This is a genomic window from Maritalea myrionectae DSM 19524 (genome assembly GCF_000423365.1).
GTDB lineage: Bacteria > Pseudomonadota > Alphaproteobacteria > Rhizobiales > Devosiaceae > Maritalea > Maritalea myrionectae.
Window position 1 is genome coordinate 487,436 of the sequence record NZ_AUHV01000002.1, and the last position, 26,513, is coordinate 513,948.

Below are 26,513 nucleotides of genomic sequence, written 5' to 3' on the forward strand. Positions count from 1 at the left end.
TACTTGTTTGGCAAGATGGAATTCTCATCCATTCGACGCATAAGGACGTGCAATTTGCCTTCAAATGATCATCTCGGTCGAAAACTGGTGTTCATCGCTGCCTTTCTGTGGCTCGGCACCACCACCGCTTGGGCGCAAAAAATACCACATAGCCACGCGGCCGAGGGCGCGGGCAACATTGCATCTGTCGAGCTGATCGATGCAACCCAACGCTATGCGCATTTTGTGCTGGGCGACCGATTTGAGGCATCAGGATTTCAGGTGACGTTCAAGGATGGCCAGCAAATCCAGTTCGCCCTGCCCCCATCGGAGGTATTTGAGGACCGCCTGCCACGATTGGTTGACCTTAATGGCGACGGACAGCAAGAGTTAGTCCTGGTGCAAAGCCATGTGGATAAAGGTGCCTCACTTGCGGTGTATGATCTTACCCTGGGCAGCATCGAATTGCTGGCGCAAACGCCCTATATTGGCCAACCCAATCGTTGGCTCAACCCTGCGGGCATTGCTGATTTTGACGGTGATGGACAGATAGAAATCGCCTTGGTCGCCAAACCGCATTTGGCGAAAGAGCTCCAATTATGGCGATTTGCAAAAGGACAGCTCTCGCTGATTTCAACGCATCAGGGCTTTTCCAACCATCGGCTCGGATCGCGCGAGCAGCGGCTTTCAGTCGTTTTCGATGATAACGGTGACGGCATTGTCGATTTGGCGCTGCCCAATGCATCGCGCAACGCGATACACATTGTCAGCTTCGTGCCGCAGTTTGATGTGTTGCGCACTTATTTGCTCGCCGACGAATTAGCGGGACCGCTCACAAAAACGGGTGACACTTTGGTGGCACCGCTTCGGAATGGCAGCAGCATGCGTTTGCAGCTTGTGGCCGACTAGGATAAAAATCCATTCCCCAACGACATAAAAAGACCTCTGGTCAAACCAATTCTACTATTGCAATATGGCGGTTCAATCTCGGGTGGCGTTTCAGCCAACCCACTTAATAAATTAGGGAGACCAAACGTGCCGATTATCAATCGTATCGCAGAATTTCATGACGAGATTACCGCGTGGCGACGCGACTTTCACGAACATCCAGAGCTTTTGTATGATGTGCACCGCACAGCAGGCAAAGTGGAAGAATTGCTGAAAAGTTTTGGCTGCGATGAAGTGGTTTCCGGCATCGGCAAAACAGGCGTTGTGGGCATCATCAAGGGCAACAAAGACAGTTCAGGCAAAGTGATTGGCCTGCGCGCCGATATGGACGCGCTGCCCATCCATGAGCAAACCGACAAGCCTTATGCCTCCAAAACACCGGGCAAGATGCATGCGTGCGGCCATGATGGTCACACCGCCATGTTGCTCGGCGCGGCAAAATATCTGGCCGAAACCCGCAATTTTGATGGCACTGTCGCGGTGATCTTCCAACCAGCGGAAGAAGGCGGCGCAGGCGGCAAGGCCATGGTGGATGATGGCATGATGGACCGCTTCGGCATTCAGGAAGTGTTCGGCATGCACAATTTCCCCGGCATTCCCGTGGGCGAATTTGCTATCCGCGAAGGCGGCATTATGGCGGCTGCGGATATGTGGAACATCAAGGTGGTGGGCGTCGATTCTCACGCTGCAATGCCGCACAAATCCGTCGACCCGATTGTCGTTGCGTCTCACATCGTGTTGGCGCTGCAAAGCATTGTGGCCCGCAATGTGGACCCGGTGCAATCTGCCGTGGTCTCCACCACCATCATTAACGGTGGTTCGGCCCACAACATCATCCCGATGAATGTTGAACTGGCCGGCACCGTACGTGCGCTTGATCCAGACGTGCGTTTACAGGTGAAGCAACGGCTGATCTCCATCGCCGAAACTGTTGCTGCAGGCTTTGGCGCCAAAGCGGAAGTCGATTACCGCGATGGCTACCCTGTCACCATGAACGCAGCTGATCAAACAGCCTTTGCCACTGATGTGGCCAAAAAGCTGGTGGGTGATGAACGTGTGGATGACAACACAGAACCAAGTCTTGGCGGGGAGGATTTCTCCTTTATGTCCAACGCACGTCCCGGTGCCTTCATCTTTGTCGGCAATGGCGACACGGCGGGTCTGCACCAGGACCAATATGATTTCAATGATGAGATCATCCCCTATGGCTGCTCCTACTGGGCGCAGCTTGTGGAAACGGCAATGCCGAACAGCTAAAGCATCTGGGTGAAAGCACCCATCCTATGTCCCTCCCCCTCAAGGGGAGGGATTTTTTGTGCGTGGCAGTTGCCGTCTAACACTATCCGGTCACGAGCAATTAAAATTTGCATCTGGGTGCTTGTGAAAAAGCATACCTACCCCTCCCCTTGATGCGGAGAGCTGGGGTGAGCTGCAACCAACGCCTATAACCCGCCCAACAGCGCCGCCTTGACCCGATTTCCATCAGCCGTTGAGCGCACAATATGGTACTGGCCCGCGCTGGTGCCCATATCCCGTAAAATATTCGGACGGGTCTGGCTGTGAAAGCGCCAAACCAGCTTGAGATGTTGCAGCACCAACTTATATTCGGGACAATCGTCCGGCAGCTCCGGCCTGCTTTTTAGCAGGTAGGGTAGATTTCGCTTCAGTGCGCGGGCATAGGCGATCGGCCGGGGCACATCGAGAAACACAATTATGTCCGCTGCTTGCCGCACCCGGGCAGAAACGCCCTCGATGATCCAAGCGGGTTTTTCGATCAGTTCACGCTCCAATTGAGCGCGTTGGTCGGGTGGTGTTGGTTGCCAACCCGGCTGCCAAACTATTTTGTCCAGCCCGAAAACGGGCAGGTTGAGCGCGGCACCTAAATCTTTCGCAAAGGTTGTTTTTCCCGATCCTGAATTGCCCGTGATATGGATTTTCATGTCACAGGATCAAGCGCTTTACCCGTCTCAAAAAAGGCCACCAGATTGTCCACCACTTGCGCGCCCATTTGTTGGCGCGTGACGTGGGTGGCGCTGCCTGCGTGGGGTGAAAGTACCACATTGGGCAGGTTGCGCAGCGTATCTGGCATGTGCGGTTCGTTTTCAAACACATCCAATGCCGCTCCGCCCAGCTTGCCTTGTTCAAGCGCTAAGATCAGCGCCGTTTCATCTACAATGCTGCCACGCGCGATATTCACCAGAAAACCTTCTGGCCCGAGCGCCTCAATCACATTCGCATTGACCAGCTTGTCTGTCCCCTCGCCGCCCGGCGCGATGATGACCAACCAATCCACGTGAGCAGCCATTGAGGTGAGATCATCAAAATAACGATAGTCGTTTTGCTGGTCCGTGCGGCCAAAATAGCTGATTTCCATGTCGCAAGCGTCAGCGCGTTTCGCAATGGCTTTGCCTATGCGGCCCAACCCCAATATGCCAAGTTTGGCACCCGCCAACTGCCCGGTCAGCGGTGCACGTTTTACGCTGGGCCAGTGACCATTGCGCACCATTTCATGGTTCTTCGGGATACGGCGCGCCAGGGCGATCATCAGCCCAAGGGTCAGTTCGGCCACGGCGGCATTTAGTCGGTTTGGCGTGTTGGTCACCACAATATCGCGGGCCTTCGCCGCTGCCACATCGATATTGTCATAGCCCACGCCGAAGTTGGCGATGATCTTTAAATTGGGCAATTTGTCGATCATCGCCCCGTCAATCGCACCACCGCTCACCCCATCAATGCTGGCCGCATGTTTGGCCAAAAAGGCATCCTTGTCCGTTGCCTGGTCCATACGCAGCAAATTGAAATGCTGGCCCATTAATTGCAGACAATCTTGCGGGAGATTACCCGCGATCAGAATATTTTTCATGAGAGCACCCATAGCCAAAAGGAAATGGTGAACACACTCAACAGTGTGCCAATCAAAACGGTGGTGGCGGCCACGTCTGTGCCGCGATTGAAATAGGTGGAAAAGATATAGGCGTTAATGCCAGTGGGCATTGCGGCCAGCAACACGACAATCCGCGCCACGTCCATCGGCACGCCTAATAATGGCACCAGCATCAGATAAGCGAGCGCTGGGTGCATCACATTTTTGATGATGGCCATGGCCAGTGCGGGCGCCCAGCTGGCTGACAGACGATATTGGGTTAGCGCCGCGCCCAGACCAAACAGCGCTGTGGGCAACACCGCGCTCACCAAGAGCTTAGTGGTGTCGTCCAAAAATAGCGGCAATTCCAATCCCGAAAGATTCAACGCCACGCCAGAGGCAATACCAATCAGCAGAGGGTTGGTGGCGATGCGCTTGCCCGCGTCGCGCAAGGCAGCGCCGATTGGTCGCCCATCGCGGCGCGACATTTCCATGGTCAACATGCCGACACTCATCAGGGTCGGCGCATGGAAACCAATGATCATATAGATCGTGGGCAGCGCCTCATCGCCATAGGCACGTTGAATGATGGGAATGCCCAACAGCACTGTGTTGGTGAACAGGGCCGCAAAGCCAACGGCAACGGATTCGCCGGGCCGCGCGCCAAATTGCACCCGCGCCAAGATGATCCCAACAACGAACCCCGTCAGCGCAGCGATGTAAAACGGAAAGATCAAATTGGGGTTCAGCGCCGATGAAAAATCAATCGTGAGCATGGCGCGAAACAGCAAAAACGGCGCGGCGAAATTGTTGGTGAAGGCGATCAGCCCTTTAATGCCATCTTGCGGAAAGGCTTTGAACCAGGTGGCGAAATAGCCCAATCCCACAAGGCAAAAAACCGGGGCGATGACATTAAAGATAAACAGCATAAAGCAATCCGCAACTGAAGGAGCGCAGCGCACTTGCAAGAATTGCCCCTGCTTGCTTCTCCTCGCATGGGGAAAAGCAACGCATTGGCGCGCCGCCCATTGATTACGTTAGCTTATCCACCGATTCTGGTTGCTGTAAATAGCGACAAACGCTATTCGGCCGTTCGGGCTTTCGCCGTGTAGGCGAAGTCCTTTTGGAACGGATAGCAGGGGCTGGGTCGATTATGATTGCTCAACCGCTCAATATCTTGGTTCACAGCGCCGTCGGTGAGTGCCATCAAATTGGGATTGGCGACCTTGGTCATCTCGGCAGAGATATAGCCACATTTGATCGCAATCATCTTTTCTTCCGCCACATCCAACCCCAACGGGGCCACATCATCGGGGTCGTGGAACATTTGGCGCTTCTCGCTCAACACCGCGCGCACACCGCCAATTTCCACCAGCGCCAACCGTTGCCCATTGGCCTGCTCTGCCAACCGCAACACGGTTGCCGCGCCTTCAATTACGGGTGAATTTAGCTGGTCCAATTCGGCCCCCAATTGCAGCGCCACTTTCTTTTCTAGCCCCGCCTCAAATATTTGGGCCACAGCCTTTGGCGCGCAAATGCCGATCACCAGCAGTTCTTTCAGTTCGCGTGAAATGGCTTCTTTGAGCACGTCCACGCGATCCCCAACACCGCCGCCACCGGGATTGTCGCCGCTATCGCAAATCACAATGGGGCCGGTTTCAATTTTTGAGGCCGCATCCAATGTCTCAGCCAGCGGTGCCGCTGGCACCCCAAAAGCGAACTGATCGCGCGCGTCATAATAGGATTGGGCAATCTCTTCTGCTGCCTGTTTCATCGCCGCTTCGTCATAGCCGCAAACCACAGCCGCGGCTGTGCCCCGCGCCACATCGGCCCATACATAACCGACCATTAGAGAGGCATCCAAAATGCCTTTGCGTTTGTCTATGTCCCACAATTGCGCATAGAGCGACTTTGCAGGTTCATCGACAGTGCTGGTTTTCTCACCCGGCAGCAAAACAGGGATCGGTGCCCAGCACAATTTTGGACGCTTGCCAGTTTTCAGTGCGTCCACCAAATAGAGGAATGCGCGTTCAAATGTTTCGTAAGTATCAATGTGTGGCGCATGGCGAAACGCGGTGAAGATATCGAGTTGATTGATCACCTTCTGGGTCACATTGCCGTGCAAATCATAGCTTGAGGAGATGATGACCTCGTCGCCCACCCGCTGGCGGATGGCTGCGATAAAATCACCCTCGGCATCTTCCATACCGGTTACATGCACCGCGCCATGCATGGCGAGATAGACCCCGTCGATGGGGCCTTCAGCCAAGGCCGCGTCGAGCGCGGCCAAGGTTTTTGCTTTGAACTTTTCATATGTGCTTGCTGAAACCGGGCCGCCGGGCGTTGCCCGCGCATAAAGCAGGGGCGCAATCTCAACACCATCGTGATCCAAGAATTTGAGCAACTCATGTTTGAGGATCTGTTCCCCGACCATGACGTTGAAGTTCTCAGTTTCTTGTTCAAGACTTGTATAGGTGCTGCACTCCGTGTGCAGCCCAGCAACAGCAATGCGCATATTTATTCGTCCTTGTGTTCAAGAGAGTTTAGAGACGTGGCAACAAACGGCATTGTGCCGCAAATCGTGGCCAGTCCTTATTCTCTTTCTCGGTCCAGCCGGCTTCGGCAATAGCATTCAAGCGTGGGAACACTTGATGGTTGAACACTTGACGGGTGATCAAATGCTCCGACCAGATGCAAGCCTGTACGCCTTTCAACCGCCCCTTCAAATGATCAGGGAATTCGCCTGCGGCTTCATAGGTGTAGGTTTTTTCTGGTGAGGCATAACCCGCCCAGAACGCACCTGCTTCCTGCCAAACTGGCGATTGCGCCATGTCGAGATAATAGGCCTGACCTGGTGTCATCACCACATCATAGCCCTGCTCGGCAAGCTCAAGGCCAACCTCTGGCTTTTGCCATGCAAACAACAGGGTACCGCCTTCTTTGTCGATACCACCGCCGTGGGATACTTCATCCCAACCGCCGACAATCTTGCCTTTTTTGCGGATGGTTTTTTGCACTTTGCCCAAGAAGTGTGCCTGCAACTGCAAGGTGCCGTTTAAGCGCTCTTCATTCATCACTTTTTGCGCAGCTGGTGATTGCAACCACGATTCTTCGTCCACTTCATCACCGCCCACATGGATATATTTGGATGGGAACAGGTCTGAAATTTCTTCCATCACTGTTTCGATGAATTTGTAAGTGGCCGGAATGCCGGGGTTGATGGCATTGTTAGGATAGCCTTGGATCGAACGGTAATTATCTTCGGGCTCGTCCGGGTCACGCAGCTCAGGATAGGCCGCCAACACTGCGTTACAGTGGCCCGGAATATCCAGTTCCGGCATAATTTCAACATTGAGCGCCTGCCCATGAATGATCAATTCTTTGATCTCTTCTTGGGTGTAGAAACCGCCTGTTGATTTATGGCCAGCGCCCAATTGTGCGGGCATCTCATGACCTTCGCCCATAACCGCACCATCTTTTGTGAGGTTTGGATAGCCTTTGATTTCCACGCGCCAGCCTTCATCATCAGACAAGTGCCAATGGAATTTATTGAGCTTGTTCCACGCCAAAATGTCGATAAACCGTTCCACCGCATCCGTCGGGTAGAATTGGCGAGACACGTCCAAATGAGACCCACGCCATTCATAACGCGGCGCATCTTTGATTTCGCCGGAGGTCGGGAACTTGAACTTGGTCGGCTCAGCTTTTGCCCCGTCCATCATGTGCGACAAGGTGATCAAGCCATAGTTCAAACCTGCCTTATCGCCATAGGTGAGTACAACCTCGGCTTTTGCGAAAGAAAGCTCATAGGCTTCGCTCGCCAAAGCCGCATTGTGGACGAGAGTCAATTTGCGACCGCCGGGCACATCTGTCAGGCGCAAGCGATCTGGCAGCTCATATTTCAAGCGCTTGGCCAAAGCAGCCACCGCATTTATAGCGCGTTTTTCTTCAGCGCTGGTGCCATCAGCGGCGCAAAGCACAACTGGCGGCACATCAAAGTCGCTCACCGCCACGTGGTTCGGCCAAGGAACGACCGAAATCGGGTCCGTCAATTTGCCTTCCGGAATAAGATTTCCAGCGAATTCACTCGGACGACCTTCGATTTGCAAGTCGCCGGCGTCCACATCAACATGTGTACCGTCCTCAAGCGTCACATAGCCGGACTTTGGTCCATCCATGCGGTGCTGGGCGTTGCCCGTGAGATTTGTGATTGTGAATTCCCAGGTTTCACCGTCGGCCACAACCACATTATCGAGTGGGTCAAACTGATGGAAATTGGCAAAACGCTTCACAAAAGTTGCGTTTTGCGTTTCCACATCCGCTTTTGCCCGCATCAAACCTGTGTAGGACAAGCGGAAGTTCTTCAGGTCAGCACCTGAAAGGTTTGTCAGCGCCAGCTTCATCTTTGCTGGCTCCTCCCCGTGATCCACCCAAGTGGCCTCAAGACGGAATTTTGGCGTTGACATATGATATTCCTTTTAAAGTTTAGGGACTTTAATTTGCAAAATACGCCCTAGTAGTCTTCAGATTGTGCAAAGGTGCCGGCCAATTCCGCCTGCCCTGCAGTTAACCCGCAATCCACAGGCAGACAGGCGCCCGAAATTGCAGCCGCAGCTGGAGACGAAATAAAGCTCACCACTTTTGCGATGTCGACAGGGTCTGCAACACGCTGCAAGGGATACCAGCGTTTTGCATCCTCAAAGACTTGAGGATTTTTCTTGGCCCGTTCGTCCCATGCCTGGGTCCGCACGGTGCCGGGGGCAATCGCGTTGGCGCGAATGCCGTATTTTCCATATTCAACTGCAACCAAGCGGGTGAAATGGATAAGGCTTGCTTTGGCGGCGCTATAGCCGGGATGGCCATAAACGCCCAACCCGTTGACCGACGCGATATTGGTCAACACGCCTTTATTGGCGATGAGATCCTGTTCCACAGCTTTGAAACAGGCAAAGGCCCCAAGTTGGTTGATTTTCAGGTCCTTTTCGAAGTTCTCAACGCTGGCTTTGTGCAAGGATTCGTCAGTCACCATGCCCACATTGTTGACCAGCAAAGAGATGCCCCCAAGTTTCCGTCCGGCTTCGGCCATTTTGGCACGGTCGTTCGCGTCCAAAATATCGCAAATCAGGGCTTCACCCTTGCCGCCGGCTTCATGCACGAGGCGCATGGTTTCATCGTTGGGCTCTTTTAAGATATCGAGCGCCAAAACCGCATATCCATCATTGGCCAGTTCAAGGCATATGGCGCGACCAATGTCGCCGCCTGCGCCAGTTACGATGGCGGTTTTCAGTTCATTTTGATCAGACACGATCTAATCTCCGAGTACTTGAGTATCGTCCTCATCGCGAAAGGTGACCAACTGCCGTTTAATCCGACGCAGAGGTTCAATCGCGCTGTCTTTTCTTTTGATCGCCACCAAAAAGGCAATCATGTCGATGGCGGCCATAAAGGCGTAGCGGGCCGATGATGGCCGCAACACGTCTGTGCCTTCCGGCAAATCCACGGCCAAGTTCATTTCGCTGGCCTGTGCAACCAGGCTTTCACTTTTTGAAATGGTGGCGGTTGCCGCGCCATAGCCAGATGCGATCTCAAGCGCCCGCGCCATTTCCCGGTTGCGGCCTGAAATCGATAGACCGATCACCATATCGTCTTCGCCCAGGGTGGAGGCCGTCATCAATTGCATTGAATGGTCTTCTGAAGCGGTGACGCGCAAACCCAATCGAAACAATCGATTTTGCACCTCATGGGCGAAAAGTGAGGAGTTACCGCCAGAGCCGAAAGCATAAATCATTTTGGCCTTGAGCACTTGCTCCGCAATCTTTTCAACCACTTCGGCATCAACATTTTCGTGCAACACATTCAAGGTGGATTGGGCGCGGCCCATTACCGTGTCGATCACTTCTTGACTGCTGGTGACCTTCACTTCCGGCTCGAGATATCGCGTGCCGATAAAGGCGGATTGAGCAACTCGCACTTTAAATTCTGAAAAGGAGTGACAGCCCAAACGACGGCAAAAGCGGGTGACGGTTGGCGGCGACACATCCGCGCGCGCCGCCAGTTCAATAATCGAGGCGTTCACAGCAAATTGCTTATCTTCAAAAACGATATCTGCAATGCGCTGCTCTGAGCGAGAAAGCCCATCGCGTTCCTTTTGTAAGGTAGCAATTATGTCCGCCATCGATCCGCCTTTTTCAAATGATCAGCCTCTATTTACGGCTGGGATCAAAGGCAATGCAATCCACTTCCACCTTACAATCGACCATTAGGCTCGATTGTACACAGGCGCGTGCTGGCGGGTGCTCACCAAAGTAGGATTTATACACGCCATTGAACGACCAAAAGTCACGCGGATCGTCGAGCCAAACGCCAACGCGCACCACATGCTCCATGCCGTAACCCGCCTCATCCAAAATCGCGAGAAGGTTCTTGATCGCCACGTGGGTTTGCTCCACAATATTACCACCGACGATTTCGCCATCTTTCATGGCTACTTGGCCAGAAACATGCAGCCAGCCATCGGCCTCAACTGCACGAGCGAATGGCAAGTTTTGTCCACCCGCGCCAGATTTTTCCGCACCATAACGTTTAATCGTCATTGATCGTCTCCAAGATGTTCATCTATGTAAATTATTTTCTTATCGATTGACATTTGAGCAGAAATGGACCAGTTTTTCCATAGGAATTTTAACAAAAATGAAAATTTTTTGCCGAGTGATAGTATCGTGACATCAAGACAGAATCCTTTTGAAAAATCAGACAGCGCGCGCCACCAAATTTGGGAAATGCTGGTGGACCGCGACATCAAAGCCTTCATCGCCGCCGACTGGTCGATGGTGCAAAATGACTTTGTAGAACAAGGCTTTATGGGCGTGCACGGGCATAACACATCCAACCCGGACCATTGGCGTCTGGCGTTTCCAACGCTGAAAGACTATGCGGACGAATGGCTCGATCAGGCCAAGAATTTTCAAAAAGAATCGCAGGCTGGGGCCTTCGAAGGTGACCCAATGGACGCGATTTTTAATGCCACTGTCCTGCGTGACATCGAAATTAACGGCGACAAGGCCATCGTGCACAAGAAATTTGACGGGCGTATCCCGCGTGCAGACGGCACCAGCGACCGGATGTTGTGGCAAACAGTCTATTATTGCGCCAATGTCGATGGCCAATGGAAAATCACCGGATTCACCGGCTATTTGCCAAACCCGATGGGTGGTGAAAGAGCGTAAATATTATGGCAGATTTGCGCGTTTTCTCGGCGGCTCTGGCCACCGAATCGAACACATTTTCACCCATCGCAATTGACCGGCGGGGTTTTGAGGCGTCACTTTATGCCCGTCCAGGCACCCACCCTGAGACCCCAACTTTGTGCTCCGCGGTCATCCCAATTGGCCGCAAGTGGGCCAAAGAAAAGCAGTGGACTTTCATTGAAGGCACTGCTGCATGGGCTGACCCCGCCGGCATCATTAATCAGCGTGCGTTCGAAAGTCTGCGCGATGAAATCTTGGATCAGATTAAACAGGCTATGCCACTCGACGCCGTCGCCCTCGGGTTACACGGGGCGATGGTCGCCGCAGGTTATGACGATCCCGAAGGTGATTTGTTAAAACGCGTACGAGATATTGTGGGCCCGGATTGCGTGGTGTGTGCCACATTTGACCCACACAGCCAGCTCACCCAGAAACGTGTCGACCAGCTCGACTTCTTTATGGCGTTCAAAGAGTTTCCGCATGTCGATTTTGTTGATCGGGCGGAAGACCTTTACCGCATTTTGGATGCCACCCTCGCGGGCGAGGTAAAGCCCGAAGTGAGCGTATTTGATTGTAAAATGATCGATGTGTTCCCCACCTCTAGAGAGCCAATGCGCAGCTTTGTGGACAAGATGTTTGCCCTGGAAAAAAGCGATCCCGACATTTTGTCGCTTTCGCTCATCCATGGCTTTATGGCTTCTGATGTGCCGGAAATGGGCACAAAAATGGTGGTGATCACCAACAATCAAAAGCAAAAAGGCGATCAACTTGCGCGCGAGCTTGGGCTCGATGTGTTTGCCATGCGGGGCAAATGCATGCCGGAACAGCCGGACGAAGTGCAAGCTGTCGCCGATGCGCTGGCCACGGCCAAGGGCGCGCAAAAGCCAGTCGTACTCACCGACATGTGGGACAATCCAGGCGGCGGCACCGCTGGCGATGCCACCGTTATTCTGGAAGAGCTGATCAAGAAGGGCGCGACCAATGTTGCCGTCGGCACAATCTGGGACCCGATCGCGGTGCAGATCTGTTTTGCGGCGGGCGAAGGCGCAGAAATTCCCCTTCGCTTCGGGGCAAAATCGGCCCCCCACACGGGCAATCCCGTGGATAAGCGGGTGAAGGTAGAGAAGCTAGTGACCAATGCCGAGCATCGTTTTGGCGATAGCTATGTGCCCATGGGCGACATTGCCACTGTCAGCTTTGATGGCATTGAGGTGATCCTTAATTCCACACGCTGCCAGAGCTTTGGCAAAAGCCTTTTTGATGTGGGTGGCGTGGATTGGGCCGCGAAAGATGTTTTGCTGATCAAATCCACCAATCATTTCTATGATTCATTCGCGCCAATTGCGGAAAAGATCATTTATTGTTCGGCCGGGCGGCCCTACCCAAATGATCCAGCAACAACGGATTATCAAAAAGCGCCAAAAAACATTTGGCCCAAAGTCGCTGATCCGCATAATCTGGGCTAACACCAAATCAAACGCGCCAAGCGGGAAATCACAATGACTGAAAACAACTCGATTTATAATCTGAGTACGCCTGTTGTGCTGATCGACGAGAACATTGTCGACGCCAATATCAAGCGGGTGCAATCCTATTTGGATCAGGCGGGCAAAAAATCACGCCCACATATCAAAACCCATAAAATCCCACGTTTCGCGCAAAAACAACTTGATGCGGGTGCGATTGGCATTACCTGCCAAAAAGTCTCCGAAGCACAAGTGTTTGCGGATGCAGGCATAAAAGACATCATGTTGACCTTCAACATTGTTGGCGCAGAAAAGATGGAACCGCTGCGCAAGCTCAACGAGCAGGTTACCTTGTCTGTGGTGGCCGATAGCGCCACGACAATTGAAGGGCTCGCTTCCGCATTTGATGGGCAAAAGCCCCTGACTGTTTTGGTGGAATGTGACACGGGTGGTGGGCGCTGTGGCGTACAATCGCCAGCCGAAGCACTTGAGCTGGCCAAGAAAATTGATGCGGCGCCGGGCCTTACATTTGGCGGGCTGATGACCTACCCGTCACCTAATGGCGAGGATGCGGTAGACCAATTCTTCAATGGCACCAAGGCTTTGCTGGATGAAGCGGGCATTGCTTGCCCGGTTCTATCGAGCGGCGGCTCTCCGAGCCTCTTTTCCGCGGAAAAGGCGAAGTCTGCCACCGAGCATCGCGCCGGCACTTATATTTATAATGACCGCTCTTTGGTGCGGGCAGGCCACTGCACGTTTGATGATTGTGCCATGACCATTTTGGCGACCGTCGTGTCGCGCCCAACAGATGATCGGGCGGTGCTGGATGCTGGGTCCAAGGCCCTCACCTCCGACCTTCTCGGCTTCTCAGACTTTGGCTACATTGTCGATTACCCAGAAGCTGTGATCAGTGGCCTATCTGAAGAGCACGCGGTGGTTGATCTTTCGGCCTGTAAGGACAAGCCGCAGGTTGGCGACAAGATACGTATTATTCCGAACCACACCTGTGTGGTCAGTAATTTGATGGATCAAATTGCGCTGCACCGCGATGGCAAGTTCATCGAAATGGTGGATGTGGCTGCACGCGGCAAGGTTTGGTAGCACCCACATCTGAAGATAGCCTTTGGCGGGAATTTGACGCATTTCGTCATTTCCGCCACTGGAATGGTTGGTGAATTTCTACAAAACTCCATGCATATCAATGGAGTTTTCTATGACACGTACCGACCAACTTTTTGAGGCGATCCAGACCTATCTCGACGCAATCTATTTTTGTGATGTCGAAAGACTGGACGCTGTTTTTCACCCTGCCTCCACCTTATTTGATGCCGACAATGGCGAGATCTTTGTCGATCCCATCAAAAGCTTTCGCGCCGATGTGGCAAGCCGCCCTTCGCCTGCCAGCTTCAATCAAAAGCGCCATGATGAGATCATCACCATTGATTGGCTTTCGCCACTCAGTGCAGTGGTGAAATTGCGTTTGCATTCCCGCACGAGCATCTTTGTCGATCATCTCAATTTTGTCTGGGATGAGCAGAAAGGCTGGCAGATCGTTGCCAAAATTTGGCACCTGGAAGGTACATGCGCGTTAGAAACTATCGCGGCCTAAACAAAAAGAACCCCATCCGAGGATGGGGTTCAGGCCCGTGGGGAGGAGCCAAGAAAGTCTCATAGGAGATTTTCATAATTGGGTGGTTCGACCCAATCTATTTCAGATCTGGCAAGCTCAGATCTTTGAACTCGATTTTGCGTTCGTAAACGCGGCCATCTGCGTCGAACAAGTGGCAATCTTTGGCATTGAAGCGCAATTTAAAGTCTTCACCAGCCTTCAGCGGTGCTGAACCACTTTGGACTGTGCAGAATACTTCATCCACACCTTTACGGTTGGCGTAGCCTACAGTGTGAATGCCCAAGCGCTCGACCACATTTGCCGTCAGCTCAATCGCAATGTCACCCTCTTCGAGATGTGTGTGCTCTGGGCGAATACCCAGTGTGAGGGTTTGGCCGTCGATCTTGTCTTCATCATGGGGATGAACGGGCAGCACAAACTCACCAGCATTTGGGATTTCAACGCGAACGCCGTCTTTGTCTGCACCCTTACCAGTCACTTCAATGAAGTTCATTTTCGGGTTGCCGATAAAGCCAGCAACAAACAGATTGTCAGGCTTGTGGTAAAGCTCAAGCGGTGTGCCCACTTGCGCGATTTTACCGCCATCCAACACCACGATCCGATCGGCCATGGTCATGGCTTCCACTTGGTCGTGGGTCACGTAAATCATTGTGGCGTCGAGATCATGGTGAAGCTTTGTCAGCTCAACACGCATGGTGGCCCGCAGCGCCGCATCAAGGTTTGACAATGGCTCGTCAAACAGGAACACGCTTGGCTCCCGCACAATCGCACGGCCAATGGCCACACGTTGACGCTGACCACCAGACAATTCACCCGGACGGTGATCGAGGCGTGGTGTCAAATGCAGAATTTCTGCAGCCTTGCGTACCTTTTGATCAACCTCTTCGCTTGATTTCTTCTCAACGCGCAGAGGGAATGCAATGTTTTCATAAACGCTCATATGTGGATAGAGCGCATAGGATTGGAACACCATCGCGATGCCCCGTTTTACTGGTGGCAATGTATTGACGATCTTGTCGTCAATCTCAACATCACCAGCTGTAATTTCTTCAAGGCCGGCAATCATGCGCAACAAAGTTGACTTGCCGCAACCTGATGGTCCGACGAACACGATGAACTCACCATGTTTTACGTCAAGTGAAACGCCCTGAATGACCTCAACGTCGCCGTAGCTTTTTTTAACGTTATCGAGTTTGAGTTGACCCACGGTCATCCCCCCCTAATTAGCGGTTTTCATTGCGGGGCCCGCCAATGGCGGACCCCACGTTTTTGCAAAGGCTTACTTGTAGTCTTCCAAATCTTCGGCTGCAATTTCAACAGCTTCAGCGGCTTCAACTTCGCCCAATACAACGCCTTGAACAGCTTCGTTGATCACGTCTTGCAGACCAACATAGTCAGTTACGAAAGGCTCTGGACCACCAGTTGCGATTGCGTCAAGGAAGGCGTTCCAAGTTGGATCTTCTTCGCGCATTTTCGCCACTTCTGGGTGATCAGGACGCAATGGTGTCAAACCAGCGGCAATTTCAAATTCCATCTGGTTGTCGTAGCTTGTCATGAACTTAGCAAAGTCCAGAGCAGCTTCTTCAACACCTGAACCTTTGAACACTGCATATGAGTCAGTGATCAACAAAGTGCCTGGTGTACCCATTGGGCCCACTGGAATTGGCGCAACGCCCCAATTTACAGCATCGCCAACAGCGTTCCGCTCCCAAGGACCAGAAATGAACATGCCGATTTTGCTTTCCACGAACAATGGACGCAATTTCGCACGGTCATAAGCAACTGGACCTGGCTGAGAAACTTCAGCCATTTTGCCATAGAACTCAAGTGCTTGTACGTTGTTTGGTGAGTTGAAGACAATCTCGCCGTCTTCGTTGATCACTTCACCACCGTTTGTGTACACATAGTTCATGAACTGGTGCATGGTGTTGTCGAATGAGGCAGCAGCCAAACCGAAGCCATCAGCGTCGGTGTTTTCTTTAATGGCTGATGCAGCTTCGTACATCTCGTCCCAAGTTTTTGGCGGTGATTCAGGATCAAGGCCAGCGGCTTCGAACAAGTCTTTGTTCCAGTACAAGGCTTTTGTTGAGAATGCGCGTGGCAAGCCCCAAACTTTACCGTCAGCTGTCACGGTGCCCAAGATTGGGCCTGCCCATGAATTCAGCTCTTCTTCTGACAAGTCATGAGACAGGATCAGATCGTTTTGAGCCAGTTGCTTCAAGGTCCGTGAACCCATATAAGCTACGGCTGCTGGTGTGCCGGCGGCAGCAAGCGTTGTTGCTTTTTCCTGACACTGGCCCCAAGGCACATATTCAAATGCGACTGTGTAACCAGGGTTATTAGCTTCCCACTCAGCGGCGTGCTTTGCGTTCACTTCACCACCCCATGTGTCGTCACCACAAAGGATAACTTGGAGTGATTGGTCTTGCGCAACAGCGAATGTTGCAGAGCTAAGCAGCAGAGCGCCACCAAGCAAAATTTTAGTCAGTTTCATCTTGAACTCCCTTTTTTCTGCCAATTGATACATCTGTCCTATTCCTTCACCGCGCCAGCGGTCAGGCCAGCGATAATGTATCGCTGCAGGAAGATGTAAATGATCAGCACTGGCAAAATGCCGACCAAACTCGCGGCCATCACTTCGTTCCAAATAACGGTTTGACGACCAAAGAACTGGTAAATACCAACCGGCAATGGATGCAGGTCAGAATTTGAATTGAATGTTAATGCGAACAGGAACTGCTGCGCATAGGCCCCAATAAAGGTTGCAATCGCCACCACAACAATCCCGGGCATGGCGATCGGCAAGATCACCTTCCAAAGGATGTAAGGGCGGCTTGCGCCATCCACCCAAGCAGCTTCTTCAAGCTCGCGAGGGATTTTCATTAGATATGAGCGCAACAACCAAATCGCGGTTGGGATCAAAAACGCTGCGCCTGGAATGATCATTGCCAAATATGTGTTCAGCAACCCCAAGTTCCGCATCAATTGGAACAATGGAATGATCAAAACAGCGCCACCCACCATGTTAATGGCAAGGAATGCCGCCAACATTGGGTCCCGGCCTTTAAAGTCGAACCGGGCAAAGGCCCAAGCAGCGGGGATCACAGCAACCAGCACGATCAGTGTCACACAGGTCGCAATGAAGAAGCTGTTCCAAATATAACGCCCCAAGCGCGGCACATTTTCCCACATGGTGAAATATGCATCAAAGCTCATATTGTCCGTAATGATTTTATACGGAATGGAGTTGATCCGGTTGAGCGGACGCATGGACACCAGGAAGGCTTCCAGGAACGGCGCCAAAAGGAACAATAGAAAGACGGCGATGCCCAAATAAATGCCGACAATTTCCCACCAACGGTACTTATTTATCATTTTTCAAGCTCCTTCTTGCCATGCGTGACAGCATGTAGAAATAGAACCCTGCGAACGAGGACAGGAAGATCACAATCATCACAGCACGCGCTGCACCTTCACCATATCGGTTACGGGAAATCGCAGTCTTATAGGTGTCGATAATCATGGTTGTCGTCGATCCGCGCGGCCCACCCTCGGTCAAAATCCAGATGATATCGAAGGAGTTAAAGGTCCAGATCGCACTCAACAGGCCCATGGTTGCCACGGCGGGCATAATCAAAGGCAACGTGATGCGGCGGAAGCGATACATGCGACTTGCGCCATCCACCCATGCGGCTTCGTGCAAGTCAGGTGAAATAGACTGCATGGCAGCCAGCAAATAGATGGTGACCAATGGCGTGCCCACCCAAACGTCGGTCACGACGGTTGAATAGAATGCGCCGGTGCGGTCGCCCAAGAATTCGTAAGGCCCAGCCAAAATACCCAAATGCTGCGCAACGCCGGAAATCATGCCGAACTGGCCATTATACATCCAGCGCCACATAAATACGCCAATCGCAATTGGCACAATCCAGGGGGGCATCACCAGTACGCGCAAAAAGCCGCGACCTGGTACAGCGGAGTTGAGCAACATTGCGCCCAGAACGCCGACCACCATTTTCAAAGTTACAGAAATGGCCATCCAATAAAATGTCCGGCCAATGACTTCTGGAAAACGGCGTGAGAAAATCTTCTCATAGTTTGCCAAGCCAATGAACTCTTCAGTCGGCTTCAGCGATGCGTCCGTAAATGATAGCCGAACTGTTTCCAACAGCGGCCATGCTACAATTGCCAGCGTAATAAACAATGCCGGCAAGAGCAGCAAATACGGAAACACATTTGGACGTCCCCCCATTGCTTGCATTTAAGCAACCTCCTCCTTGGCAAGCTTGTAGCTGTCGAACTTCGCCCACGTTTCCGTGAGATCAACAACAGAGCCAGACAAGCGTGCTTCGTCTAGTTTGATTGCGGTTAGGCCCGCTTCCAAGCCATCCAAAATGGAAACTGGAAGCTTTGCGCCATTCCGCAAGTGATTGAAAATATCCTCGATCATCTGCTCATCAGCCCCGTAGTGAGCAGACAGGTTTGAGGCTTCATATGATTTGTCGACCAAAGTCTCAGAATTCTCAGCTGCAGTGAGCTTGAAGAAATTGCGAATAAAATCGCCTTCCGCCATGCCTTTTGAGCCGATCACCGCAAAGCGACGGAACTCGTCCGGCACGTTCATATTGGTGTGGAAGCAAAGATTTTCGCCATCCTGATATTCGACCAAAGCAGTTTGATAGTCGATGATATCGCCATCACTATCGAACACCTTGTCGCTGCCATTCCAGCCGCTGGGCTTATATTGATAAACGTCAGCCAATTCGTCCGGTTTGTTCTCCGGCACGAATGAGCGACGACCACCGAAGCTGGCCACACGTTTTGGCCGCTTGCCCACAAGACCTTGATAAAGGTCCAGGTCGTGGCAGCATTTTTCCAGCATGAACCCGCCAGAAAATTCTGAATTACGACGCCAATCGCGCATAAAAAATGCACCGTGATAAGGCGCAATATGCTCTGACGCCTCAATGGAGGCGATGTTACCCAATTTGCCGCTGTCGCGTGCCGCAATCAAATCGCGGTAAAGCGGGGCGTAACGCAACACCAAGCCAATCATCACTTGGTCTACATTGCCGGCTTCCTGCAACAATTCAAGCAACTCAAATGTTTGCTCTTCTGTGGTCACAACAGGCTTTTCAGCAAATGTCTTGACGCCCGCCTTGATCGCAATCCGCAAATGCTCAAGGTGCATATGGTTTGGCGAACCGACCATCAACAAATCAAGGTCGTTTTTCTCGAGCAGCTCTTCCAAGCTGTCAAAAGGCTTGCCCGGATTGAAGGTTTTAAGCGCTGACGGATCAACAGAGATGCCGGGCACCCCTTCCCCATTCACCAAGCCCAAGCCTGCCGGATTTGGGTCAACGTAACCAACGAACTCAATGTCCTTTTGAGTTTGGCCGATGACCTGCATCAAATAACCAATACGATATCCCAGTCCAACGACACCGATTTTAAAGGTCATACGATCCCTCCCGATCTTCTATGAAATTAATTTTCGTACATTGGACCAAATAATGCAAATTCTCAAGGGAGTTTTGTAATTTTACCCCCAGTTTGTGAAAATCAATTTCACAATTACGGATAAGTTTTTGAAAATTAAAGCGATCTTTGTGGTTTTTTGTACGGAGGAGAAATGTAGTCATGACGCTGCCCCCTCAAAATGAGACAGCTCAAGCGCAAGTTTTTGCGCCACTTTCAGACTAGCGTCGCGCCGACCAGCTTCAGCTGCAAACCCCAGCTTCACCGCCGCATCCGGCGATTGTGGCAAAGGCGCTGCGCAAGAGGCATGAATATTTGTGAGCGGCATTGCTGCAGCCAGATGCGATATCACTTCGGCATTCACGCCTGACCCGGGCATAATTTCAATGCGTCCGCGCGCGGCCGTGACGATTTCAGCAAGCAAGTCCTTGCCATCACTGGCCTTTGTTTGCTGCCCGCTCGTCAGGATACGATCAAATCCAAGCTCAATTGCAGTCTCGAGCGCTGAAAGCGGCTCTGGCGTCACGTCGAAGGCGCGATGTAGTGTTAAATCCATGCCATTGGCAGCATCAATTAGCGTTTTAAGCGTGCACTCATCCAATGTGCCGTCGGCATGAGTTGCGCCCAACACAACGCCCTGCATCTTTTCACTTTTCGCCAATGCGATATCGTCCAACATTAGCTTCAATTCATCTTCGCTAAAGCAGAAATCACCGTCACGCGGACGGATCATCACATGAGCTGGCATGTCGATTTCACGCGCCAGACGCATCAAGCCACGCGAAGGCGTCAAGCCACCTGCGGCCAGTGCCGAGCAAAGCTCTACACGATCTGCGCCAGCCTGTTTGGCAACTTTGAGGCCATGTGGTGTATCGACACAAATTTCGAAAGTGATTTTCGACATCACGCCACCCCACGCATTTTTGACTCTGGGGGACGTAAAAATGAGGCCCCAACCAGGCCAGCATTTTTGAGATGTTGCGCTGGCACGACCAGCGGCTGCTCATAATTTGAGAGCACCATTGTGCGCACGCGCTTGTCGATGTGCGCGACCAGATCTTGGGCGTGGGCCAACCCGCCGCCAACGGGCACACAACTCGGCCCAAGCGCATTGATGAAAGTGGAAAGAACCCGCGCCACCATCTCCGCAGAAACTTCGATAGACTTTGTTGCCTTTTCGTCGCCAGCGCGCCAACGCTCCAGCACGGTTTCAGCATCAATGGCTTCACCTGTGAGCGCTTTATGCACATTCTCGATGCCGCGCGCGCCGCCAACAGTATCCAAACATCCTTTTTGGCCACAGCCGCATTGGAAATATCCCATATGCTCAACCAGGCCACCAGCCGTTGGATCAACGACCGGACCATGGCCCCATTCGCCGGAAATTCCGCCATATCCTGTAACAATTTCGCCATTGATAACAATGCCGCCGCCAACGCCTGTGCCAAGCACGATGGCAAGCACATTGCCAGAACCTTGGGCAACGCCAGCCTTCGCCTCAGCAAGCGCCAAACAGTCCGCATCGTTGGCAACCAGCACAGGGATATTCACGCGCTGCTCCAGCTTGGTTGCCAGATCGACGCCTTTAAGACATTCGATGTTGGCAATGGTCAGTGCGCCCGTTTCGGGATTGGCAATTCCGGCGATTGAAATGGCGACAAAATCACGTTGAGCCGCAGGTGCTTTTGCAACCATAGATGCCATCGCATCAATAAACTCATCCAGCGAGTCACGCGGGGTTGGGCACTGCGCGGCAATAGGCACGTCGCCCAGCGCCACAGGCCAACCGCAGCGAATGTTGGTGCCGCCAATGTCAAAACACACAGGCATTAATGCACCTCCCCTTCGCCTTTAATCCACGTTTGGGTGACCTTCATGCTGTCTTTATCAAAGGCAACGAGATCGGCATCATAATCGGGTGCAATGCGGCCGATTTTATCGTCCAGCCGCAAGAATTGTGCTGGATAGAGCGATGCCATGCGCAGGGCTTCACCAAGCTCTAGTCCAAGCTCTTTGTGCGTCAATTCCACGGCCCGCATCATATCAAGGTCTGACCCTGCCAGCGTGCCATCATCCAGCGCGCAACGCCCATCCACTGCATGAATGGTGTCGCCATAAAGGTTGAAGTGTTTTTCTTCTGCGCCGACAGTCGCCATTGCATCTGTCACCAGCATGATTTTGCCCTGCGGCTTTGCCCGCACAACAATTCGTGCGCTGGCGAAATGCAGATGGTAGCCATCAACGATTAAGCCGCACCAGCTCTCCGCATCATCAAGCCCCGCGCCAACGACACTTGGCTCGCGATTGGCCAGCGGCGGCATAGCGTTAAACAAATGGGTAAAGCCACGCAAACCGACTTTGAGCGCCTCGCCGATTTGTTCGTACGTTGCTGCGCTGTGGCCGGCGCAAACATGCACACCCTTTTCGCTCAATGTGGCGACGAATTCGTTCGGCACACATTCCGGCGCCACCGTTACAATCACTTCGCCCAGGTCACCACGCGTAAACAGCCCAACCGCCTCATCATCCACGTCCCGTAAAAATTCAGGAGCATGCACGCCGCGACGCTTCAAACTCAGATAAGGCCCTTCAAAGTGCACACCACGTATGCCAGGCACATTCGCGTTGATCGCCGCGCTGATCGCATCGGCAGCCTCGCGCATTACATCAAATGAATCGGTGATCAGCGTTGGCATTAGGGTTGTGGAGCCAAATTGACGGTGGCCACGCACAATCTCGGTCAGCCCTTCCACGGTGCGTTGATCGTTAAACATCACACCGCCGCCGCCATTAACCTGCACATCCACAAAACCTGGCGCTAAGATTTGCCCCTGAAGGTCAATTATTTGCCCTTCATCGGCAATCGATTGCGTTTCGGCAGCGGACATCAAACGGGAGATTTTTCCATTGGCGATCTCAACGGACTGATTTTCCAAAAACCGCTCACCGTCAAAAACCGTGGCATTTTTGAGCAGAATCGCCATGAACCATCTTCCTCCCGACACCCCACTTTAATTGGAGTGCTAAATCCTCATTATTCGACACACGCACATCCGACCTAGGCAGTTGCACTTACATCGCCCTAAGCGCTATTAAATCCAATTTAATACCATTTTGCAACCAAAAAATCACATGCATTACAAATTCACATTCCGCAGCCGCTATATGAATGTAAGATATTGAATTATATTCATATATCGCACTTTATCCGCGCATAAAGGCTTACCACGGATCGAAAGTTTAAGAAGAAACTACATTTGATGATCATTGAATTGTCGCAAAAAACCAGAATCGTTATGAATTGGTATCTTTTTGGGAAGCTGCCTGAATTTCACTAATGACGTGCTAGGTTGATAGTTTTTAATCATTCTGTAGTTTGGTACTATCGAGTCGTTTGCAACTAAAGGCACGCCATCCATGAAATTGCGTCGGAAATTGAGTCGCTACACACTCTTGAGTTCAGCTTGCTTCGGCGTCCTGTTTTTGGCGGCATGTGGGCCCGGCAGCGGCTCTGGTGGTGGCACATCAACGAGCATTACAGCAGCTTGGGCGACAGGCAGCGCTGGCGCCGAGAATTCAGCCCTTGCGACAACAATCGCAAACTCAAGCGAGTTTCTTGCCGTTGACCGAAATTACGTCCGCGCGAGCACCAAGCCGCATGCCTATCGTTTGATCAAGCTTCACAATGCGCTTTCAACTGGTTTAACTGGATCTGGCCAGCTCGTCGCTGTTGTCGATGACGGTTTTCAAACAACCCACGAAGAATTCAGCGGTAAGATCATCCATGAGTATGGCAACGTCTCACCTTATTTTGGTTCCGATCACGGCACACATGTCGCTTCGATTGCGACAGGCAATCAAGGCACAGGTGAGATTATGGGCGTCGCGCCAGAAGCAGATCTTCATCTTGCCTCATTTGAACGAAACGGCATCCTAGGTCTTGGCTATGCGACCGACGATGCGGCAAGCAAAGGCGCCGTGGTACAAAACAATTCTTGGGGATATGATTACTCTATAACCAACATTCAGAGCCAGATGTCCTCTGGAAAGTCGGCAGCGGCGGCATTGGCAACTTATACCACCGACAGCACTGCGGATTGGCAATACTACATCGATGCACTGGATGAATTCCAGAAAACAGGCGTCATTGTGTTTGCCAATGCGAATACAAATTTGGGCGATGTAGATATGAGCGCAGGTCTGCCAGTTGTTGCGCCGGAGTTGGCCGAAGCCTGGATTTCAGTCTCTGAAGTAGAGTTTTTGATTGATTCATCAACCGAAAAGATTTTGTCGGCCAAATTATTATCTACGCCCTGCGGGCAAGCTGCCGAGTTTTGTCTTGTAGGCGACGGTGAGACCTACGCCGCATCTGACAATGCGAATGACGCGTATGAAGGAGGGGCTGGCACGTCCTACACGGCACCTCAAGTCGCTGGCGCTGTTGCTTTGCTGGCCGAGGGCTTTCCGTCTTTGACTCCAGGAGAGTGGCGCGACCGCCTCCTGGCTTCCGCGGACAACAATTTTTTCGCTAGCAATATTGATGGCACCACCGACTTTGGCGGCGGGGTCACGCATGGTTATTCCGATATTTTCGGCCATGGCGTGATGAATATCTCTGCGGCCTTGCAGCCTATTGGCGATGTCAGCGTGGTACGAGGCAACAATCTCGCCACTGGCACGCGCACGCCACTCGGCGCTGCGACTATTTCCACCAGCGCCACTTATGGCGACGGGCTTTCTCGGATGCTCAAAGAGCAAGAAATGGCGGTCTTTGACGCGCTGAATGGTAATTTTGAGATCCGTGCCGACTATTTTGTGCAGGAAAACCAAAACACATATCGCTCAGCATCATTGGACAGCCTTAAAGACAAGGGACAGTCAAGAACATCCCTTTCGCTTGGTGACGACACCGGCAATGTGGAGAATGTACTCTATTTTGGTGCGCAGGATGGCCTTGCGCATTTGCAAACGGATTTGGGCCTGACCAATAGCTTGGCTCAAAATGTATCCGTCCTTTCCTTTGCTGAAACTGCAACTGCTGTGTACCAAAAACACGATACTGCTTTTGGCCATTATGGGTTCTACGGGTTTAGCGCACAGCACAGTGAAAACATAAACGGCTCCCTATCTGGCGCGGGTGCAAATGCGCAGTTTAATCTGGGCAATTCATCATTGCGTGTTGGCTTCAATCAAATGGTCGAAACGGGCGCGTTTCTTGGCCTGGTCGGCAATGAGGCGTTTAACACGCCAACGCTGGCAAGCAGCCAAAGTGCCAATTTGAGTTTCGACACCGATCTATCAAACGGAATCAGCGTGTTTGGCGCTGCGGAACTCGGCCGTGCAAGCGGACAAGCAGAGGGCGATGGCTTTGTAACCGCATTTAACACCGCACAGTTTTCAGGTTTCCATCTTGGCGTGGCCAAAGCCGATTTCGTGCAAAAAGGCGATCGCGTCACCCTTTCCCTCGCGCAGCCCATTCACGCAGATGCTGGCGACGTTACGATGAACTTGCCGGTAGGACGGGATAAAGACGGCAACATTATTTATGAACAGGTTAGCGGCAATCTCTCCCCGTCAGGTCGTGAAATTGACATTGCGGCCAGTTACTTTATGCAGCCGGATGCCTTTAGCACATTGCAATTTGATGTGATGTACGCGCTTGATGCCGGACACGTAGCCGGTGAGCGTTCCTATGGGATTGGGGCAAGCTTTAAACGCGACCTGAACTAAGACCATCGCAAAACACAAAACATTTGGGGACCTATTCAGGTCCCTTTTTGCGCTGCGTTCATGCCCGATTAATCGACAAATACACCATAGATGCGGGGCGCTGTGCTCACGGCAATGGACGCGACGGTTAATCCGCTTTCCAACGCCATTTGCAATCCCTCACCCGCCATATAGGATGAGATAAAGGCTGCATTGAAAATGTCGGCATAGCCAACAGGATCGTTGGTTTCAAAGTCGTCGATGGACGCGGTCACCATTTGCCCTTGATAGAAGCCATCGGCGCGGGTGCGCCCCCGCTGTACGACCAGCACCTGGTGGTCCGCGAGTGTCTTGACCAGCGCTTTTTCGGCTTCCTCGGTATCGTCTTCTTCCATAACGGCGCGTAATTCATGCTCTCGCATCAAGATACAATCTGTGGCACGCACCCAACTCAGAAACACCGCTCTGGTGTCTTCGGTCCACCCCTCAAAAGGGCGGTCATGGCTAAGCGCCGTGGTCCACCCCATGGTGGACAACATCGTCAGAAGTTGAGAAAGCCCTGCTGTCACTGAAGGCATCAAATGCGCGCCGGTGACCAACGCAAAAGAAGATTTTGAAGTTGCCGGGGGAATCGCATCGATCATGGTGTCGAGCGTTACATCCTGCAAATGGCCTGTAGAGTTAAACACAACCACATTGCCGCGATCATGCAACATGTTCACCGAAACGGTGGTGGCCGTGGGAATAGTTGTCCAGGCGGTGGTGCCGGGTTGAAATTCCCCCTGCAGCCATGTGCCCAAATTATCTGACCCTACGGTAGCAATTAAACGGTGATCGACGCTCAAGCCGGAAAGTGCCAAGGCCGTTGTGCCTGCCGCGCCGCCCGCACGAAAGTCTGACGAAGACATGGTCATCTCCGTCCCGAAGTCCGGCCAATGATCCAAGTCGCCCATCACCAGTTCGATATTCACGTTCCCAAGAATTAGCAATGGGGGTGAAGCCATATGGTCGATTTCCCTCGTTCAACTTTTTGGCACACTAATCAGAATTCGCGTTTAATCAAATATGAAAGTGTTACAATACTGACAATTTAATTCAGATTTGAGCAAATTGTCCCAAAAAACGGGGATAATCTCCGATAAAATAGAAAATTTTACATGATAAGCATCGGGTTTCCGGGCAAGAGCGCGTGA

The 26,513-nt window shown here is 52.3% G+C and carries 24 protein-coding genes; 7 read left to right on the forward strand and 17 right to left on the reverse strand.

Annotation, left to right across the window (positions count from 1 at the left end; all coding sequences use genetic code 11):
* Positions 1-54: 54 nt before the first annotated feature.
* Both G549_RS21125 and G549_RS0102495 read left to right on the forward strand, forming a co-directional pair.
* The gene (locus G549_RS21125) at positions 55-888 is read left to right on the forward strand and encodes an FG-GAP repeat domain-containing protein (RefSeq protein ID WP_156905456.1); all 834 of its coding nucleotides are present in this window, start codon (positions 55-57) and stop codon (positions 886-888) included.
* Between the two features lie 126 nt (positions 889-1,014).
* Positions 1,015-2,184: a M20 aminoacylase family protein gene (locus G549_RS0102495; protein WP_027833697.1), complete on the forward strand. Its 1,170-nt coding sequence runs from the start codon at positions 1,015-1,017 to the stop codon at positions 2,182-2,184.
* Between the two features lie 185 nt (positions 2,185-2,369).
* On the opposite strand, the gene G549_RS18720 is transcribed toward G549_RS0102495, so the two are convergent.
* The 8 genes from G549_RS18720 to G549_RS0102540 form a co-directional block, all read right to left on the reverse strand.
* A complete protein-coding gene (locus G549_RS18720; RefSeq protein WP_051213242.1) occupies positions 2,370-2,867 on the reverse strand; it encodes a P-loop NTPase family protein in 498 nt (165 codons plus the stop codon).
* On the reverse strand, positions 2,864-3,790 hold the full coding sequence (locus G549_RS18725) for a 2-hydroxyacid dehydrogenase (RefSeq protein ID WP_051213244.1): 927 nt from the start codon (positions 3,788-3,790) through the stop codon (positions 2,864-2,866). The genes G549_RS18720 and G549_RS18725 overlap by 4 nt, the downstream gene beginning before the upstream one ends.
* Positions 3,787-4,719 carry an AEC family transporter gene (locus tag G549_RS0102515; RefSeq protein ID WP_027833698.1) on the reverse strand — a complete coding sequence of 311 codons (933 nt, stop codon included), beginning with the start codon at positions 4,717-4,719 and terminating at the stop codon, positions 3,787-3,789. Before G549_RS0102515 ends, G549_RS18725 begins: the two co-directional genes overlap by 4 nt.
* A gap of 152 nt (positions 4,720-4,871) precedes the next feature.
* Positions 4,872-6,305 carry a M81 family metallopeptidase gene (locus tag G549_RS0102520; RefSeq protein ID WP_027833699.1) on the reverse strand — a complete coding sequence of 478 codons (1,434 nt, stop codon included), beginning with the start codon at positions 6,303-6,305 and terminating at the stop codon, positions 4,872-4,874.
* A 28-nt stretch (positions 6,306-6,333) separates the two neighbouring features.
* Positions 6,334-8,256: a beta-N-acetylhexosaminidase gene (locus G549_RS0102525; RefSeq protein WP_027833700.1), complete on the reverse strand. Its 1,923-nt coding sequence runs from the start codon at positions 8,254-8,256 to the stop codon at positions 6,334-6,336.
* Positions 8,257-8,303: 47 nt separating this feature from the next.
* Positions 8,304-9,095 (reverse strand): SDR family oxidoreductase, encoded by a 792-nt coding sequence (locus tag G549_RS0102530; protein WP_246778327.1) that lies wholly within the window; start codon positions 9,093-9,095, stop codon positions 8,304-8,306.
* A gap of 3 nt (positions 9,096-9,098) precedes the next feature.
* A complete protein-coding gene (locus G549_RS0102535; RefSeq protein ID WP_027833702.1) occupies positions 9,099-9,965 on the reverse strand; it encodes a MurR/RpiR family transcriptional regulator in 867 nt (288 codons plus the stop codon).
* A gap of 28 nt (positions 9,966-9,993) precedes the next feature.
* Positions 9,994-10,383, reverse strand: coding sequence for a RidA family protein (locus G549_RS0102540; protein ID WP_027833703.1), 390 nt, complete (start codon positions 10,381-10,383; stop codon positions 9,994-9,996).
* A 186-nt stretch (positions 10,384-10,569) separates the two neighbouring features.
* Between G549_RS0102540 and G549_RS0102545 the strand changes: the two genes are divergently transcribed.
* From G549_RS0102545 to G549_RS0102560, 4 genes are all read left to right on the forward strand, one after another.
* Positions 10,570-11,016 carry a hypothetical protein gene (locus tag G549_RS0102545; protein ID WP_246778341.1) on the forward strand — a complete coding sequence of 149 codons (447 nt, stop codon included), beginning with the start codon at positions 10,570-10,572 and terminating at the stop codon, positions 11,014-11,016.
* Between the two features lie 14 nt (positions 11,017-11,030).
* Positions 11,031-12,503, forward strand: coding sequence for a M81 family metallopeptidase (locus tag G549_RS0102550; protein ID WP_027833705.1), 1,473 nt, complete (start codon positions 11,031-11,033; stop codon positions 12,501-12,503).
* A gap of 33 nt (positions 12,504-12,536) precedes the next feature.
* Positions 12,537-13,604: a D-TA family PLP-dependent enzyme gene (locus tag G549_RS0102555; RefSeq protein ID WP_027833706.1), complete on the forward strand. Its 1,068-nt coding sequence runs from the start codon at positions 12,537-12,539 to the stop codon at positions 13,602-13,604.
* A gap of 112 nt (positions 13,605-13,716) precedes the next feature.
* Positions 13,717-14,112: a nuclear transport factor 2 family protein gene (locus G549_RS0102560; RefSeq protein WP_027833707.1), complete on the forward strand. Its 396-nt coding sequence runs from the start codon at positions 13,717-13,719 to the stop codon at positions 14,110-14,112.
* Positions 14,113-14,209: 97 nt separating this feature from the next.
* On the opposite strand, the gene G549_RS0102565 is transcribed toward G549_RS0102560, so the two are convergent.
* From G549_RS0102565 to nagA, 8 genes are all read right to left on the reverse strand, one after another.
* Positions 14,210-15,340 (reverse strand): ABC transporter ATP-binding protein, encoded by a 1,131-nt coding sequence (locus tag G549_RS0102565; protein WP_027833708.1) that lies wholly within the window; start codon positions 15,338-15,340, stop codon positions 14,210-14,212.
* A gap of 72 nt (positions 15,341-15,412) precedes the next feature.
* Complete coding sequence (locus G549_RS0102570; protein ID WP_027833709.1) at positions 15,413-16,627, reverse strand: ABC transporter substrate-binding protein; 1,215 nt, start codon at positions 16,625-16,627, stop codon at positions 15,413-15,415.
* A gap of 38 nt (positions 16,628-16,665) precedes the next feature.
* Positions 16,666-17,508: a carbohydrate ABC transporter permease gene (locus tag G549_RS0102575; RefSeq protein WP_027833710.1), complete on the reverse strand. Its 843-nt coding sequence runs from the start codon at positions 17,506-17,508 to the stop codon at positions 16,666-16,668.
* Positions 17,498-18,385, reverse strand: a complete 888-nt coding sequence (locus G549_RS0102580; protein WP_027833711.1) for a carbohydrate ABC transporter permease — start codon at positions 18,383-18,385, stop codon at positions 17,498-17,500. The genes G549_RS0102575 and G549_RS0102580 overlap by 11 nt, the downstream gene beginning before the upstream one ends.
* Before the next feature lie 9 nt (positions 18,386-18,394).
* Positions 18,395-19,594 (reverse strand): Gfo/Idh/MocA family protein, encoded by a 1,200-nt coding sequence (locus G549_RS0102585; protein WP_036220857.1) that lies wholly within the window; start codon positions 19,592-19,594, stop codon positions 18,395-18,397.
* A gap of 177 nt (positions 19,595-19,771) precedes the next feature.
* Positions 19,772-20,515: a copper homeostasis protein CutC gene (locus tag G549_RS0102595; protein ID WP_027833714.1), complete on the reverse strand. Its 744-nt coding sequence runs from the start codon at positions 20,513-20,515 to the stop codon at positions 19,772-19,774.
* Positions 20,515-21,441, reverse strand: coding sequence for an ROK family protein (locus G549_RS0102600; protein WP_027833715.1), 927 nt, complete (start codon positions 21,439-21,441; stop codon positions 20,515-20,517). The genes G549_RS0102595 and G549_RS0102600 overlap by 1 nt, the downstream gene beginning before the upstream one ends.
* The gene (nagA, locus tag G549_RS0102605) at positions 21,441-22,595 is read right to left on the reverse strand and encodes an N-acetylglucosamine-6-phosphate deacetylase (protein WP_027833716.1); all 1,155 of its coding nucleotides are present in this window, start codon (positions 22,593-22,595) and stop codon (positions 21,441-21,443) included. Before nagA ends, G549_RS0102600 begins: the two co-directional genes overlap by 1 nt.
* Before the next feature lie 433 nt (positions 22,596-23,028).
* Here nagA and G549_RS0102615 point away from each other — a divergent pair, with 433 nt between their 5' ends.
* Positions 23,029-25,341 (forward strand): S8 family peptidase, encoded by a 2,313-nt coding sequence (locus G549_RS0102615; protein WP_027833717.1) that lies wholly within the window; start codon positions 23,029-23,031, stop codon positions 25,339-25,341.
* Between the two features lie 68 nt (positions 25,342-25,409).
* Here the strand turns inward: G549_RS0102615 and G549_RS0102620 are convergent, their stop codons facing one another.
* A complete protein-coding gene (locus G549_RS0102620) occupies positions 25,410-26,324 on the reverse strand; it encodes a carbohydrate kinase family protein (RefSeq protein ID WP_027833718.1) in 915 nt (304 codons plus the stop codon).
* Between the last annotated feature and the right edge of the window lie 189 nt (positions 26,325-26,513).

Excerpts from the sequence above, each read along its gene's own strand:
- G549_RS0102555 (WP_027833706.1), top strand. The coding sequence starts at position 12,537 with ATGACTGAAAACAACTCGATTTATAATCTGAGTACGCCTGTTGTGCTG.
- G549_RS0102570 (WP_027833709.1), bottom strand. The coding sequence starts at position 16,627 with ATGAAACTGACTAAAATTTTGCTTGGTGGCGCTCTGCTGCTTAGCTCT.
- G549_RS18725 (WP_051213244.1), bottom strand. The coding sequence starts at position 3,790 with ATGAAAAATATTCTGATCGCGGGTAATCTCCCGCAAGATTGTCTGCAA.
- G549_RS0102545 (WP_246778341.1), top strand. The coding sequence starts at position 10,570 with ATGCTGGTGGACCGCGACATCAAAGCCTTCATCGCCGCCGACTGGTCG.
- G549_RS0102520 (WP_027833699.1), bottom strand. The coding sequence starts at position 6,305 with ATGCGCATTGCTGTTGCTGGGCTGCACACGGAGTGCAGCACCTATACA.
- G549_RS0102515 (WP_027833698.1), bottom strand. The coding sequence starts at position 4,719 with ATGCTGTTTATCTTTAATGTCATCGCCCCGGTTTTTTGCCTTGTGGGA.
- G549_RS0102620 (WP_027833718.1), bottom strand. The coding sequence starts at position 26,324 with ATGGCTTCACCCCCATTGCTAATTCTTGGGAACGTGAATATCGAACTG.
- G549_RS0102600 (WP_027833715.1), bottom strand. The coding sequence starts at position 21,441 with ATGCCTGTGTGTTTTGACATTGGCGGCACCAACATTCGCTGCGGTTGG.
- G549_RS0102575 (WP_027833710.1), bottom strand. The coding sequence starts at position 17,508 with ATGATAAATAAGTACCGTTGGTGGGAAATTGTCGGCATTTATTTGGGC.
- G549_RS0102595 (WP_027833714.1), bottom strand. The coding sequence starts at position 20,515 with ATGTCGAAAATCACTTTCGAAATTTGTGTCGATACACCACATGGCCTC.
- G549_RS0102560 (WP_027833707.1), top strand. The coding sequence starts at position 13,717 with ATGACACGTACCGACCAACTTTTTGAGGCGATCCAGACCTATCTCGAC.
- G549_RS0102535 (WP_027833702.1), bottom strand. The coding sequence starts at position 9,965 with ATGGCGGACATAATTGCTACCTTACAAAAGGAACGCGATGGGCTTTCT.
- G549_RS0102615 (WP_027833717.1), top strand. The coding sequence starts at position 23,029 with ATGAAATTGCGTCGGAAATTGAGTCGCTACACACTCTTGAGTTCAGCT.
- nagA (WP_027833716.1), bottom strand. The coding sequence starts at position 22,595 with ATGGCGATTCTGCTCAAAAATGCCACGGTTTTTGACGGTGAGCGGTTT.
- G549_RS0102580 (WP_027833711.1), bottom strand. The coding sequence starts at position 18,385 with ATGGGGGGACGTCCAAATGTGTTTCCGTATTTGCTGCTCTTGCCGGCA.
- G549_RS18720 (WP_051213242.1), bottom strand. The coding sequence starts at position 2,867 with ATGAAAATCCATATCACGGGCAATTCAGGATCGGGAAAAACAACCTTT.
- G549_RS0102525 (WP_027833700.1), bottom strand. The coding sequence starts at position 8,256 with ATGTCAACGCCAAAATTCCGTCTTGAGGCCACTTGGGTGGATCACGGG.
- G549_RS0102540 (WP_027833703.1), bottom strand. The coding sequence starts at position 10,383 with ATGACGATTAAACGTTATGGTGCGGAAAAATCTGGCGCGGGTGGACAA.
- G549_RS0102585 (WP_036220857.1), bottom strand. The coding sequence starts at position 19,594 with ATGACCTTTAAAATCGGTGTCGTTGGACTGGGATATCGTATTGGTTAT.